The organism is Herbidospora yilanensis (assembly GCF_001570565.1).
GTDB classification, from domain to species: domain Bacteria; phylum Actinomycetota; class Actinomycetes; order Streptosporangiales; family Streptosporangiaceae; genus Herbidospora; species Herbidospora yilanensis.
Window position 1 is genome coordinate 165,082 of sequence record NZ_BBXE01000029.1, and the last position, 13,441, is coordinate 178,522.

The 13,441-nt window shown below is 69.2% G+C and carries 11 protein-coding genes; 5 read left to right on the plus strand and 6 right to left on the minus strand.

Going from position 1 to position 13,441, the window contains the following annotated elements; genetic code table 11:
* Position 1 precedes the first annotated feature (1 nt).
* Positions 2–1,180, plus strand: a complete 1,179-nt coding sequence (locus AW273_RS23850) for a sensor histidine kinase (protein WP_062352080.1) — start codon at positions 2–4, stop codon at positions 1,178–1,180.
* Entirely contained in the window at positions 1,177–1,779 is a 603-nt protein-coding gene (locus tag AW273_RS23855) for a response regulator transcription factor (RefSeq protein WP_062352083.1), read from the plus strand. The genes AW273_RS23850 and AW273_RS23855 overlap by 4 nt, the downstream gene beginning before the upstream one ends.
* A 202-nt stretch (positions 1,780–1,981) precedes the next feature.
* Here AW273_RS23855 and AW273_RS23860 read toward each other — a convergent pair whose 3' ends face one another.
* From AW273_RS23860 to AW273_RS23870, 3 genes are all read right to left on the minus strand, one after another.
* Positions 1,982–2,266: a hypothetical protein gene (locus AW273_RS23860; protein WP_062352086.1), complete on the minus strand. Its 285-nt coding sequence runs from the start codon at positions 2,264–2,266 to the stop codon at positions 1,982–1,984.
* Positions 2,267–2,332: 66 nt separating this feature from the next.
* Positions 2,333–5,371, minus strand: a complete 3,039-nt coding sequence (locus AW273_RS23865) for an FG-GAP-like repeat-containing protein (RefSeq protein WP_062352089.1) — start codon at positions 5,369–5,371, stop codon at positions 2,333–2,335.
* 351 nt (positions 5,372–5,722) lie between these two features.
* Complete coding sequence (locus tag AW273_RS23870) at positions 5,723–6,217, minus strand: ricin-type beta-trefoil lectin domain protein (RefSeq protein WP_157556081.1); 495 nt, start codon at positions 6,215–6,217, stop codon at positions 5,723–5,725.
* A 1,253-nt stretch (positions 6,218–7,470) separates the two neighbouring features.
* On the opposite strand from AW273_RS23870, the gene AW273_RS23875 reads away from it, so the two are divergent.
* Positions 7,471–7,941 (plus strand): RICIN domain-containing protein, encoded by a 471-nt coding sequence (locus AW273_RS23875; RefSeq protein ID WP_062352095.1) that lies wholly within the window; start codon positions 7,471–7,473, stop codon positions 7,939–7,941.
* A 306-nt stretch (positions 7,942–8,247) separates the two neighbouring features.
* Here the strand turns inward: AW273_RS23875 and AW273_RS23880 are convergent, their stop codons facing one another.
* The 3 genes from AW273_RS23880 to AW273_RS23890 all read right to left on the minus strand — a co-directional run bounded on the left by AW273_RS23880 (position 8,248) and on the right by AW273_RS23890 (position 11,589).
* Entirely contained in the window at positions 8,248–9,105 is an 858-nt protein-coding gene (locus AW273_RS23880) for an SAM-dependent methyltransferase (RefSeq protein WP_062352098.1), read from the minus strand.
* Positions 9,106–9,284: 179 nt separating this feature from the next.
* Positions 9,285–10,613 (minus strand): CE1 family esterase, encoded by a 1,329-nt coding sequence (locus AW273_RS23885; RefSeq protein WP_232327561.1) that lies wholly within the window; start codon positions 10,611–10,613, stop codon positions 9,285–9,287.
* Between the two features lie 499 nt (positions 10,614–11,112).
* The gene (locus AW273_RS23890; protein ID WP_062352101.1) at positions 11,113–11,589 is read right to left on the minus strand and encodes a MarR family winged helix-turn-helix transcriptional regulator; all 477 of its coding nucleotides are present in this window, start codon (positions 11,587–11,589) and stop codon (positions 11,113–11,115) included.
* 178 nt (positions 11,590–11,767) lie between these two features.
* Between AW273_RS23890 and AW273_RS23895 the strand changes: the two genes are divergently transcribed.
* Together AW273_RS23895 and AW273_RS23900 are read left to right on the plus strand one after the other, a co-directional pair.
* Positions 11,768–12,517 carry an SDR family NAD(P)-dependent oxidoreductase gene (locus tag AW273_RS23895; RefSeq protein ID WP_062352150.1) on the plus strand — a complete coding sequence of 250 codons (750 nt, stop codon included), beginning with the start codon at positions 11,768–11,770 and terminating at the stop codon, positions 12,515–12,517.
* A gap of 80 nt (positions 12,518–12,597) precedes the next feature.
* Positions 12,598–13,431: an esterase/lipase family protein gene (locus AW273_RS23900; RefSeq protein WP_062352104.1), complete on the plus strand. Its 834-nt coding sequence runs from the start codon at positions 12,598–12,600 to the stop codon at positions 13,429–13,431.
* The last annotated feature ends 10 nt before the right edge of the window (positions 13,432–13,441 follow it).

Sequence of the window (13,441 nt, forward strand, 5' to 3'; positions counted from 1 at the left end):
GGTGAGCAACGGAATGGCCGATCCGGGGACGGGACTGACGGGCCTGCGCCGCTACACATGGTGGAGTCTCATCGGCCTCAGCACGTTCCTGCTGGTCTACAGCGTCAGCAGCCGGATCGTCGAACCGGATGTCCCGGTCCCGGTCCGGCTCGCCGCCGTCATCGCGCTGGCGGTCACGCTGGTCGCCATCGTGGTGAGCGCCGGCCACCGGCTTCCGCGAACCGAGGGCCGGGCCTACGGCGGGCCGCCGATCCCCTGGCTGGCGGCGGGGGTCGCGGGCGCCGTGCTGCTGGGCGGGATCCTGCTGGTCAGACGGGAGTACGGGGTGTGGTCGTTCGCCCCCGCCCTGACGGTCTCCGTGGTCGCGATGTTCCTGTCCGGACGCCGCCGGTTGGTCCTGATCACCTCCGCGGCGGCCATCGCGGCCCTCCTGGGCGGCTTCGTGGCCGCGGTGTCGCACCACCAGATCGTGTTCGCCGCGGCGTTCCCCGCCGGGCTCGTGCTCCTGACCGGCTGGGTCAACCTGGGCATGTTGTGGGCGTGGGACCTCGCCGAGCGGCTGAACGCGGCCCGCGCGATGGCGGCCCAACTGGCCGTCAGGGACGAACGCCTGCGCTTCGCCGCGGACCTCCACGACATCCAGGGCCATCACCTGCAGGTGATCGCGCTCAAGAGCGAGCTGGCGGCCAGGTTGGCGCGTACCGACCCCCGGCGCGCGGCCGAGGAGATGGACGCGGTACGGCTGCTGGCCACCGACGCCCTGCGCGACACCCGGGCCGTCGTCCAGGGCTATCGCCGTGTCACGTTGGAGGAGGAGATCGCGAACGCCACCAGCGTCCTGGCCGCCGCCGGCATCGACGCCCGGATGGACCTGGGTTGTTCTCCCGACCGGCTACCCGCCTCCCGCAGAGGCCTGCTCGGCCTGGTGATGCGTGAGGCGACCACCAATGTGCTGCGTCACAGCAGTGCCCGCCACGCCGAGATCAGCTACCGGGTCGCCGACGGCCAGGCCCGTTTCGAGGTGGCCAACGACGGCGCGAACGACGGGCCCGAACCCGGCACGGGCACCGGTCTGCGCACACTCGCGGAGCGGATCGAGGCCGCGGGCGGCGAGATGACCTGGCGCCGCGAGGGCGCCCGGTTCGTCGTGGTGGCCCGCCTGCCCTTGGAGGCACGATGATCCGGCTGTTGATCGCCGACGACGAGGACCTGATCAGGGGCGCCCTGACCGCGCTGCTGGAGCTCGAAGACGACCTGACCGTCACGGCCGAGGCCGCGACCTCGACCGAGGCGGTACGGCTGGCGCTGGAGCACCGCCCGGACATCGCCGTGCTGGACCTGGAGATGCCGCCGGCCGACGGCCTGCACGCCGCCCGGGAGATCCTCGCCGAGACCACCACGAAGATCATTCTGGTCACCCGGCACGCACGGCCCGCGGTACTGCGCCGTGCGCTGTCGGCGGGAGTGAGCGGCTTCGTCCCCAAGACCACGCCCGCCGCCCGGCTCGCCCAGATCATCCGCGACATCGCGGCCGGACGGCGCTACGTCGACCCCGACATCGCCTCCTCGGCGCTGACGGAGGGAAACTGCCCGCTCAGCGACCGGGAACTGCAGGTGTTGCGGGCCTCGCGGACCGGCGCCTCGATCCAGGAGATCGCCTCCCAGGTGCATCTGGCGCCGGGCACCGTGCGCAACTACCTGTCGGCGGCGATGAGCAAACTCGGCGTCACCTCCCGCCACGCCGCGGCCCACCGTGCCTGGGAGGAAGGCTGGATCTGACGTCACGGACCGGTACGGGTGAAGGCGTGTCGCCGAGTCGCCCGCCACGGCCGGCCACGAGGTCACGCCGACCGGACCGGATGGTGTTCTCTACGAGGCGCCCGGCGAGCTCCTGCCCCGGCGCGGCCGGCTGCCGGAAGCCCGCGCCGAACTGGAATCGGCCGCCCGGTCGTGCGCTAACGGGCGAGAACGGGGGTCACCGCTACGCGGGGCGGCGATCGTCGGCGCGGGGACGCCAGAAGTCGGGGGACCACCAGTACAGGGCCCTGCGGTCGTCCGGCCACGGATGCAGTGACTCATCCGTGGGCTCGAACCGGTCGACCGTCAGGTCGATGATCCGCCAACCGTCGGCGACGACCTCGCCTTCCCCGGGAGGCCGGACGTAGGGAAGGGACTCCCGATCGCCGGCCGCGTACTCGATGAAGCTGGGCGACGTCGGCCGGCGCCCCCGCAGGGGATCACCCTGCGGGGGTGCCGACGTTGTCACGCTCGACCTCCGGCGGCACCGATGGCCTCGCCTCGCTCAGCCGGTCGGCGGTCGTTCAGCCAGGTGTCACGGGCAGCGGTTGGCGACGCAGAGCGGCAGCTTCCAGTCGGGCGGGAGTGGGAGGGGGGTCGGCGGGTTGTCCGGGGTGCCGGGGTAACGGGTGTTGAACCAGGCGCCGATCTGACCCAAGGGCCCGATCCCGAGGTAGTCGACCTTCCGGTCGCCGTTGACGTCCTTCAGGCGCACCCAGTCGCGGGGATAGCCGTAGCCCGGGTTGATCTCACCCTTCCACGTCCAGCCCTGGCCTGGGCCGTTGTTGATCCAGGCGCGCAGCTCGCCCTCATCCTGGAGGACCAGGTAGTCGTCGAGGCCGTCGCCGTTGACGTCCTCCAGGCGCACCCAGTCGCGCGGGTAACCGTAGCCCGGGTTGAGCTCGCCCTTCCACGTCCAGCTCCGGCCGTCGCCGTCGTTCTGCCAGGCCCGGACCTGGCCCAGGTCCTGGAGGATGACGTAGTCGTCGCGGTTGTCGCCGTTCATGTCGGCCAGCCGCACCCAGTCGCGGGGATAGCCGTAGCCGGGATTGAGTTCGCCCTTCCACGTCCAGCCCTGGCCGTCGCCGTCGTTCTGCCAGCCGCGGAGCTGCCCGAGGTCCTGGAGGACCAGGTAGTCGTCGCGGTTGTCGCCGTTCATGTCGGCGAAGCGCACCCAGTCGCGCGGATAGCCGTAGCCGGCGGAGATCTGCACGATGTGTTCCCAGCCCTGTGCGGGGCTGGCGGGCGGGGGGCCGGGGTCGACCGGCGCCGGGTTGCCGGGGGTGGGGCCACCGGGATAGCGGTCGTTGAACCAGGCGCCGATCTGGCCCAGGGGGCCGATCCCCAGGTAGTCGGTCTTCCGGTCGCCGTCGACGTCGGCCAGTCGCACGTTGTCGCGGTCGACTCCGACGTCGCCGATGAGTTGCCCCTGCCAGATCCAGCCTCTGCCGCCCAGGTCGTTGAGCCAGGCGCGGACCTGGCCGTTGTTCTGGACGACGAGGTAGTCGACCTTCTTGTCGGCGTTGACGTCCTCCAGGCGGACCCAGTCGCGCGGGTAGCCGTAGCCGGGGTTGATCTCGCCCTTCCAGGTGAAGTCCTTGCCGGGGCCGTTGTTGATCCAGGCGCGCAGCTCGCCGTGGTCCTGGATGACGACGTAGTCGTCGAGGCCGTCGCCGTTGACGTCCTCCAGGCGCACCCAGTCACGGGGATACCCGTAGCCGGCGAGTTCGCCCTTCCACGTCCAGCTCTGGCCGTCGCCGTTGTTCAGCCAGGCCCTGACCTCCCCCTTGTCCTGGAGGATCACGTAGTCGTCGCGGTTGTCGCCGTCCATGTCGGCGAAGCGCACCCAGTCACGCGGGTAGCCGTAGCCCGCGTTGAGCTCGCCCCGCCACGTCCAGCTCCGGCCGTCGCCGCCGTTCAGCCAGCCCCGGACCTGCCCCAGGTCCTGGACGATCAGGTAGTCGTCGCGGTCGTCGCCGTCCATGTCGGCGAAACGCACCCAGTCACGCGGATAGCCGTAGCCCGCGGAGATCTGCGTGATGTGGTTCCAGCCCTCCGAGGGACTCACCGGCTGCGGCATCTCGCACGCCGACGGGTTTCCGGCGACCGGGTTGGCGATGACGCGGTCGCGAAGCGCCCCGATGATGGCGGTGTTGAAGACCTTGCCCATCTTGTCGTAGCCGGCCTGGCCGGGGTGGAGCTTGTCCCTCAGGTCGGCCACCGTGACGGCGCCCATGTTGAGGGCGCGGACCCGCCTGCCCTCGGCGGCGAGGGTCCTGGCTATGGTCGGGATGCGGGAGTTGTAGATCGCGATCCGCGCGTTGATCGCATCGTCCTGCGACGGCACGAGACCGCTGACCAGCACCGTGGTCTCCGGAGCGGCGTTGGTGATCTTGCGGATCAGGGCGGCGAGCCGCAGGTGGGCGTTCTCGATGTCGAAGTTCCGGTTCATGTCGTTGGTCCCGATGTGCAGCAGGACGACGTTGGGCCGGTGGCGGCGCACGGCGCATTCGGCGATGTCGTCGATCTGGTCGATCCGCCAGCCGCCGTGACCTTCGTGGTCGGAGTCGGAGATGGAGCCCGCGCCCGAGTCCTGGGTACCGACGAAGTCCACCGAGTGACGCGCCGCCTGGAGCCGGCTCAGCAGTTCGCGCCGGTAGCCGACGTATTTCTCCGTGCTGTCGCCGATTCCGCCGTAGCCCACGGTGATCGAGTCGCCCATGGGCATGACCCGCAGATTGCTCGGGTGCAGCCGGCCGAGCTCGATGGCGGCGTCCTGGATGCCCCTGCCGAGCGCTCCCATCTGGGTCGAGATCCAGGCGCCGGCGTCCGTCATCGCCGTCGCGAGCGACGACCACCAACCCCGGATCGCGTTCGCGGCCGAATCGAGCACCCCCTTGATGTCGGCGCCGACCTGACCCAGGTTGCGGGCGTTCACGTAGTCGCCGATTCCGGCTTCCCATGCCGCCGCGCTGATCGCGGCGCCCACCGCCAGACAGGCGGCCTTTTTCCATCTGTCCCTGTCGTCCAGCGCCCCGTCCAGGTACATCCAAATCGTCTGGGAGAAGAACGTGCCCAGGCCGGCGCCGAGCGCGGCGCAGCCCGGTTTGGTGATGGAGAACGGGACCCCGATCGAGTTCATGGCCAACACGCACTGGCCCCGGATCAACAACCCGGCGGCGAACCCGGCGACGCCGACCATGACGTCGGCCCACCACGGGGCGTTGATGCTCGCCTGGTCGGATTCCATCGTCAGGGAGATCCCCGTGCCCGTCACGGTCAGTTGACCGTCGAAGTCACCCGAGAATCGCCTCGGCGCGCCTTCCAGCGGATAACGGGTGAGCTCCTCCCGAATCGTGTCGCTGAGCAGATCGTTGCGCCCGTTGAGCTCCGCGACATAGGCCTGCATCTCGGCCCGGTCGAAGCCGGCGGGCAACTCGATGGTGAAAGAGACCCTGGTGGTCGCGGCGTGGGCCAGCGGCTCCAAGCCGGGCCTCAGGACCAGCGTCAGGATGACGAGCAGGGCGATCACGACCCTGCCCGATCTTCGGATCTTTCCGCCGATCAAGGTCACTGTCCCTCCATATGTACGGGTGAGGAGCCCACCGGCGGCCTGCCGTGGGCCGTATTGATCACATCGGGCCGTCACCACCGACGAGGTGCGCGGCAGCGGGAAAGGAGGAATGGCGCCCCAGCGGGCTGCGGAAACGGGAGATTGCCATGAAAGGCCCGAGAGATCGGAGTGTCCGCACCGGCCGGCAACGATGCCGGATCGGGTGACGCCTGCCGCGACCACTCGGTCAGCGCCGCCGGATGACTCCGCGCGGGGCGCTGGAGAACCGCGGCCTCGCCGGTGGCGGATGGGGAGACGCACGTGCGGTCCACCGGCCGACGAGGCCGAACCCGGCACGCTCTCAGGCCTGGATCATGCGCTCAGAGGCTGAGGTTCCCGCTGCCGGTTGCCGTAGTCGACCTTGGCCGGCCCGCCGGCGTAGTCGGAGTGGACGGCCATCACTCCGGACGGGCCGGCCGCCGCGAAGCTGAAGTCCCGGGTGGGGTCCTCGTCGCACTGGACGGACGTCTCGATCTTGCCCACGCGGCGGCCCGTCGCCGCGTTCTTGAGCGTCACGTAGTCGTATCCGCCGATGTGGCCCCGGAAGAGCGGCTCCCAGAACACGTTGGCGACGTTGTTGTCGCACGGCGAGGTGTACACCCGGCCCTGGAAGTCGCTGTCCAGGGAGCGCCCGGTCTGAACGTTCCGCGGCACGTTGACGCCGACGTAGCCCACGGCCTTGGCGGGTGCGGGCCGCACCCCGGTCGCGGCCAGCGCCACGACGGCGATCACCAGCGCGGCGATCACCGCCCGGAGACGGCGATACGCTCCCCGCTCCATCGCCCGGTCGCTGCCGGTAGAAGGCATTCTTCCTCGCTCCCAGTCGGGACGCTCATATGGCGTGTCTTTCAATCGCGAATGCAATCACCACCAGAATGCGATTCGGTGTACGGCGGGTGAACGACTCACCGTGGCGGGATGACGAGAGAGATCAATGGTGAAAGTGGCCACGTGAGCGCATTCATTGATGAGACGAAGAGCGTCCGTTGAATGTGGCGGAAATCCGCGTGTGTCAACGTGAGAATGTCTCGCCGCCACCATGAGAGCGCTCCCGCGCTACTCGACCGGTCTCCAGATGTCAACGCGGAAGATCTCATCGCTTCCTTACGCCTCGCTTCGGCACGACGGAGCCGCACCGGCCTCCGTTTCACGAACCTGAGCAGGGAGAGTCGCACATCGAGAACCTCGAATCGGCGGTGCGCCTATTCCGTTCATCTTCGTCACCGGAAATCGGCGGGGCGGATGAACGATGCGGTAATCGCGGGTCCTCATGGGTGCCGGGCCCCATGAGGAGCCCGGTCGTGGAGGTCGGCTGACCCGGGATCTGGCGGCCCCTCGTTCACCCAGGAGTCCGCGGGCACACTGGAATCGATCCTTGTCGACGGCCGGGGTGGAGCGGTGGTGGCGGGTGCGGATCTCTTCGGATGCCGATCAGCGGCCCACCTCATACTCGACGTGGCCGGCGCGCTGACGGCCACCGCCGGAATTCACCCCTTCGCCCTTGTACCGGTCGGCGTCGGCATCCGGATCCACCCGCATTCGACAGGTGCATCGTTCACCTAAGGGGAGTGCCGATTCTCTGAATATGAACGGAACGGCTACGCGGCATGCCGGTCGACCGGCGCGTTGAAACCCGCTTCGATGGCCGGAGCTTTCTCTTCGCGGACCATCCGTTCCACGCTTGCGGAATGGGACATCACTGCGGGCGCCCCATCCAATGGCGGAGTCCGCAGGTGAGGGTAGCCGTAAGGAGGCGGTGAGATCCCGCATGTTGACAACGGGGAACCCCGCCGAGTCCCTGTGAGCCACTCTCATGTTGTCGGTGGGAGGTTCTGGCGGTAATGCATGTCACCATTCGGCCTTGTCGTCGTCTCGCGACAATGAATCATTCATCTGCCGTACACCACATGGCACTCCGAACCGGTTTGTATACGCCTTTGGGAAATCCGAGACGCCCGCGGAAGGCGTCCTTCCTGAACCGACAGCGAGGGAACATGTCTGGTAACGGCATCAACCGTGTTCGAAGGATCGCCGCGGCCGCGGCGGCGCTGGTTGTGGGTGTGACACTGCCCACGCCCGCCCAGGCCGCCGACTACGTCGGCGAGAGCATCCTGAGAAGCAGGCTGACCAACGAATGCCTGGACAGCAATTTCGCCGGCGAGGTGTACACCCTGCCCTGCAGCGCCCGTGACACCAACGACCACCAGATCTGGAAGCCGCTCCTCCAACTGCGCAGCGGGCCCAACGGCCCCGCCTATGACATCGTCGCCCTCCAGAACAAGGCGACGAAGAGGTGCCTCGCGTTCGTCTACTCCGGCAACAGGGTCAGGACGACCCCCGAGTGCGACAGCGCCACCACCGCCCTCGACCCCGAGTGGTACGCGCAGGGCACGGGCTGGAGCAACGTCGTCTTCTACCAGTGGCGCGGCAACCCCGGCAGAAAGTGGGCGCTGTACACCGACGTGACCCGCGCGGTATACCCGGCGGTCTCCGGTGGCTACCAGAACGAGTACTGGAAATTCGGCTGGTAAACACCCGTCCCAGTCCCGGGCCCCTGGTCGCCGCCGAGCCGGCGCACCCGCTTCGCGCCGAGCCTCGCACACCCGACGGCGACGGTCACCCGCACATCGGCCACCGTCGGCCTCTCGAACGGCACAGGCCACCTGGATACCTGTGAGGAGATGGCGGACCTCGAAAGGGCCGCCTCCGAGGAGTGGTGCCCAACGACGTCGACCGGTTCGGCCGCCCCGGCGAGATCGCCGGGGCCGTCGCCTACTTGTGCGGCGCGTACGCCGGCGACGTCAGCGGCGCGACCGTCCGCGCCGCCTTCTGGGGCGCTACGGCTTGGCGGCCACGCCGCCGTACGCCCACGCGTGCCCGCCGCCGGGGATGGGGGCCTGGTACTCGTCCTCGTCGGGCCGCCAGGTGACGACCTCGACGACGCCCGGAGGCAGCAGCGTCCAGCCGTCGAAGAAGCTCGTGACCTGGGCGTGGGTGCGCGGCACCATGGACGCCGGGCCCTTGTCGTAGGGCTTGGTGAACTCGTCCTTCTCCACCTGGGGCGCGAAGTCGAGCGTGATGTGCGACAGCAGCAGGTGGCTGCCGGACGGCACGGCCGCCTTGTAGCGCTCGACGAGTTCGCCGGGCTTGTCGCCTTCGGTGATGAAGTGGAGCACCCCGGCCATGATGACGCCGACCGGCTTGGAGAAGTCGAGCACCCTGCCGACCTCGGGGTGCGACAGGATGTGGCCGGGGTCGCGCAGGTCGGCCTCGATGACCGTGGTCAGGCCCTCGTCGCTGCTGGTCAGCAGCGCCCGCCCGTGCACCAGGACGATGGGGTCGTTGTCGACGTACACCACCCGGGCGGCGGGGTTGACCGCCTGGGCGATCTCGTGGGTGTTGCCCTGCGTGGGGATGCCGGTGCCGATGTCGAGGAACTGGGAGATGCCCGCCTCGGTGGCGAGGTGGCGCACGGCCCGGCTGAGGAAGGCCCGGTGGGCGCGCACGCCCTCGCGGGTGCCCGGCGACAACTTGATGAGCTGCTCGCCGGCCTCCCGGTCGGCGGCGAAGTGGTCTTTGCCGCCGAGGAGGTAGTCGTAGACGCGGGCGGGGTGAGGGATCGTCGGATCGATCCGGGTGATGGGCGGGGCGTCACCGGCGGACGATGCCTTCGGACCGTTGGGGAAACCGGCCATTACTTTCTCCCTCGGTTCAATTTCTGTTAACGCTCGCAAACGTTAGCCCGTCACCGGTCGATAAGACCTCGTGACAGGTCAATTTATGGTTGCGATGCCCGATCGGAAACGGGTCCCCGCATTCGCGCGAATCGGGTCCGCGAGGGGATGGAGACGCCCATCCCCTCGCGGGCCGGCCGTCAGGCGTTCGTACAGGAGGAGCCGTTCAGGGTGAAGGACGTCGGCGCCGCGGTGTTGCCCGTGTGGGTCGCCTGGAAGCCGATGTCGAGGGTGGCGCCCGCCGCCAGGTTGGCGTTGTAGCCGACGTTGGTGGCGGTCACCGCCCCGCCGGCCGGGCTGTAGGCGGCGTTCCACCCGCCGGTGATGACCTGCCCCGACGGCAGGGTGAAGCGCAACGACCAGCCGTTCAGCGCCGTCGAGCCGGTGTTGGTGATCCTGATCGCGGCCGTGAACCCGTTGTTCCAGGCGTTCATCGTGTACGACACCCGGCACGCCCCCGTGCCCGGACTCGGCGAAGGACTGGGAGAGGGGCTCGGCGACGGACTCGGCGAAGGCGAAGGCGAAGGCGAGGGGGAGGGTGTGGGCGAGGTGAACTGCGTGAAGAACCGCCACACCTCGGCCGGCACCCAGGTCCGTGATCCGCTGTCACCGGTCGCGCCGTCCTGCGGGGCGGCGATGTGGCCCTCGTCGAAGGCCGCCCAGGCGACCGGGTAACCGGCCTGGCAACCGGAGTAGGTGGTGACCCGGTGCGACAGGCTGCCCTGGGAGGGCTCCGGCGGGTTCTGCGCCGTGCACCCGTTGTTGCGGACGAACCGGTCGCGTAACGTCCGCCCCTGCGAGATCGCCAGCACGTTGTCGCGCAGCCCGTGGATGCCCAGGTAGGCGATCGGCTGGGTGCCCCCGCCGCATCCGCTCAACTGCGCGCCCGACTGCACCGCGACCGCGCGGAAGACGTTGGGCCGCGCGCACGCCAGCGCGTTCGACATGGCGCCGCCGTAGCTGAACCCGACCGCGAACCGCTGGGTGGTGTCGACGCACAGGTCGGACTCGATCTGGTTGATGATGGTGTCGACGAGCGTGACGTCCTCACCGCCGGAGTTGGCCCACCCGTTGTTGAGCCCCTGGGGCGCGACGAAGATGGCGCTGTTGTTCGCCAGCCGCTGCAGGCCGTAGTAGGACCACACGTCACGCTGGACGGTCTGCCCGGTGGCCACGTCGGTGGCGGTGCCGTTCAGCCAGTGGAACCCGAAGACCAGGCGGTACTGGCGGTTGTTGTCGTAGTTGTCCGGGACCCGCAGGATGTACGACCGGCTCTTGCCGTTGTGCTGAAGTGTGTAGGTGCCGCTGCGCAGGGTGGGCGTCTTGCCGCACCCGGCGGTCGCGGCCATGACGGCCAGGTCGCCCGAGGGCGCGGCGGCGCTGTGACCCGACGCCGCGGGACCCCAGGCCAGGATGACGAGCGCCGCGGCCCCTGCGGCGGCGAGAACCGATCGAGTTCGTGTGATCACGTGAATTCCTCTGGGGGGTCGGGTGCCGGGGACGCGCCGCTGGGAGACCGGGCTCCTTTCGTCCCTTCCGGGCGGCGAATGCCCGCGCTGATCCGGCAGGACGGATGCCGAATTCTCGTGCCGGGAGACGGCCGGCGCCGCTTGATCGGGCCCGGCGGCAAGAGAGGCGAAAACGACGTGCTGTTATCGCTAACATCCTGATTTCGCGGTCACGGTAGACAGGCGTGCGCACGCCTGTCAAGAAAGGCGCACGGCCCGCCGAGAGGCGTATTGGCCGAATTCCGTACGTGCCACCGGGGATGCCCGCACCGCCGCGACGAAAGGAGCTGAAATTTTCAGCACGCCACCTCTTCTGTTTTGATGTGATCTCGCGACGAGGTGGTCTCCCGGTTGCCCGGTGACAACCGTTACCTCGTGCTCGCCACCGCCGACGGACACGGACGGCCGTGGGCCACCCCGGCGCGCGGGTCCGCGTCACCCGTCCTCGGTGCGAGCATGCTCAGGTGTCGGCCGGGTCCTCGCCGGTGCCGAGGTTGTCCAGGACGGCCTCCGACAGGACGGCCAGCGTGTCGAGCTGACGCGGGGTGACGACGTCGAGGAAGACGCGGCGGACGTACTCGATGTGCAGTGGCACGGCCTTGGTGATGGCCTCGTGCCCGGCCGGGGTGAGGGCGACCTGCTGTCCGCGCGGGTCGTCGGCGCAGGGGTTGCGCTCGACCTGCCCGCGCGTGACCATCCGGGAGATCTGGTGGGTGAGCCGGGTCTTCTCCCACCGCAGCCGTTCGCGCAGTTCGTAGACGCGCAGCGTGTTGTCGTCCTGCATCCACAACGTGCTGAGGACGGCGTAGTCGGCCAGCGACAGGCCGGTGTCCTGGAGGAGTTGCCGGTTCATGTGGCGGCGCAGGTCCTCCTGCATCGTGAGGAAGGCGTACCAGGCGCGCCGCTCGCGCTCGCCCAGCTCCCCGGATCCGTTCATCCGCTCAGGCTACCGAATCCTTCGTCGATGACATGTCACCCCTTCCGGGGCGGCATGAACGGGTTACATGCGGCGTTTGCCATTTGAGAAAGGGTGATGCATCATCCTTCTTGGGTGACACATCACCCATCGACCACTCGACGTGACCGGCGACGCGATCGTCGGAAAGGAGCCCACGATGGATCGTGTGGCGGGAAAGACGGCCATCGTCACCGGCGGGGCCATGGGCATGGGCGCGGCCACGGTTCGGCGCCTGGCGGCGGAGGGCGCGAACGTCGTCGTCGCCGACGTCGACGTGGACACGGCGCTGGCCCTGGCGGCCGGGCTCGGCCCGCGCGTCGTCGCCGAGCGGCTCGACGTGCGGTCGGAGGAGGAGTGGGCCGAGGTCGTCAGGCGTGCCGAGGAGAGGTTCGGCTCGGTCGACGTCCTGGTCAACAACGCGGGCGTCGCCGACCCGGCCCCGCTGGAGCAGTGGGACGCCGCCCGGTTGCGGCGCACCCTCGACGTCAACCTGGTCGGCGTCTTCAACGGCATCCAGGCCGTGGTGCCGGCGATGAAACGGGCGGGCGGCGGTTCGATCGTCAACATCGGCTCGGTCGGCGCGCTCCAGGGCGTGCCCAGGATGTCCGGGTACGTCGTCTCCAAATGGGGTGTCCGCGGTCTCACCAAGACCGCCGCCCTGGAGTTGGGCGTCTTCGGCATCCGGGTCAACGCCGTCCACCCCGGGCAGATCCGCACGCCGATGACCGACGGCGTCGTCTTCGACACCCGGAACGTCGCGCTCGGACGCGTCGGCGAGCCGGACGACATCGCCGCGATCGTGGTGTTCTTCGCGAGCGACGACTCCCGGTTCGTCACTGGTGCCGAGATCGCCGGCGACGGGGGTCAGATCGCCGGGCCGGCCGACTACCAGGGCTTGCCTCAGTGAGCGTAACGATCACTGCAAGTGATCATCTGGGACGGCGGTTGCTGCGCTGATAACCCCTGGTCAGGCTCCGCAATTGAGGCATGACCATCAATCATGGTGTGCGCCGGGTCGCGGTGCGGGCCGCCGCGCTGGCCTTGACGCTGGCCGCCGGTTCCGGCCTGACCGCCGCGCCGGCCGCCGCCGACATCTCGCCCCTCGGGGCCAACATCTGGACCTGCAAGCCGTCGCCGCTGCGCCCGCGTCCGGTGGTCCTGGTTCACGGCACGTGGGAGACCATGGCCGGCAACTGGGTGACGCTGTCGCCGAAGCTGAAGGCGCGGGGCCACTGTGTCTTCGCGCTCAACTACGGCCGGGTGCCGGGCGCGGGGCCGCTCTACGGCAACGGGGACATCGCCCAGTCGGCCCAGCAGTTGTCCGACTTCGTCGACGCGGTGCTGGCGGCGACCGGGGCGTCCAAGGTGGACATCGTCGGTCATTCGCAGGGCGGCATGATGCCGCGCTACTACCTGAAGTTCCTGAACGGCGCGGCGAAGGTCCAGAAGCTGATCGGGGTCACGCCGTCCAACCACGGCACCAGCTCCCTCGGGCTGGTCAACCTCGCCCGGCTGCTCGGGCTCAGCCCCGCGGTCGCGCTCGTCTGCCAGGCCTGCCAGCAGCAGATGGTCGACTCCGACTTCATGAAGAAGCTGAACGACGGCGGCGACACGGTGCCCGGCGTCGACTACTCGGTGATCGCCACCAGGTTCGACATGGTGGTCACGCCGTACACGTCGAGCTTCCTCACCGGCGACTCGGTGAGGAACATCCTGCTCCAGGACCGCGCCCCGCTCGACTTCAGCGGCCACGCCGCCGTCAACCTCGACCCGGTCGTGCACCAGATCGTGCTGGACGAACTCGACACCCCGCTGCCGTGAAGACGGGCGG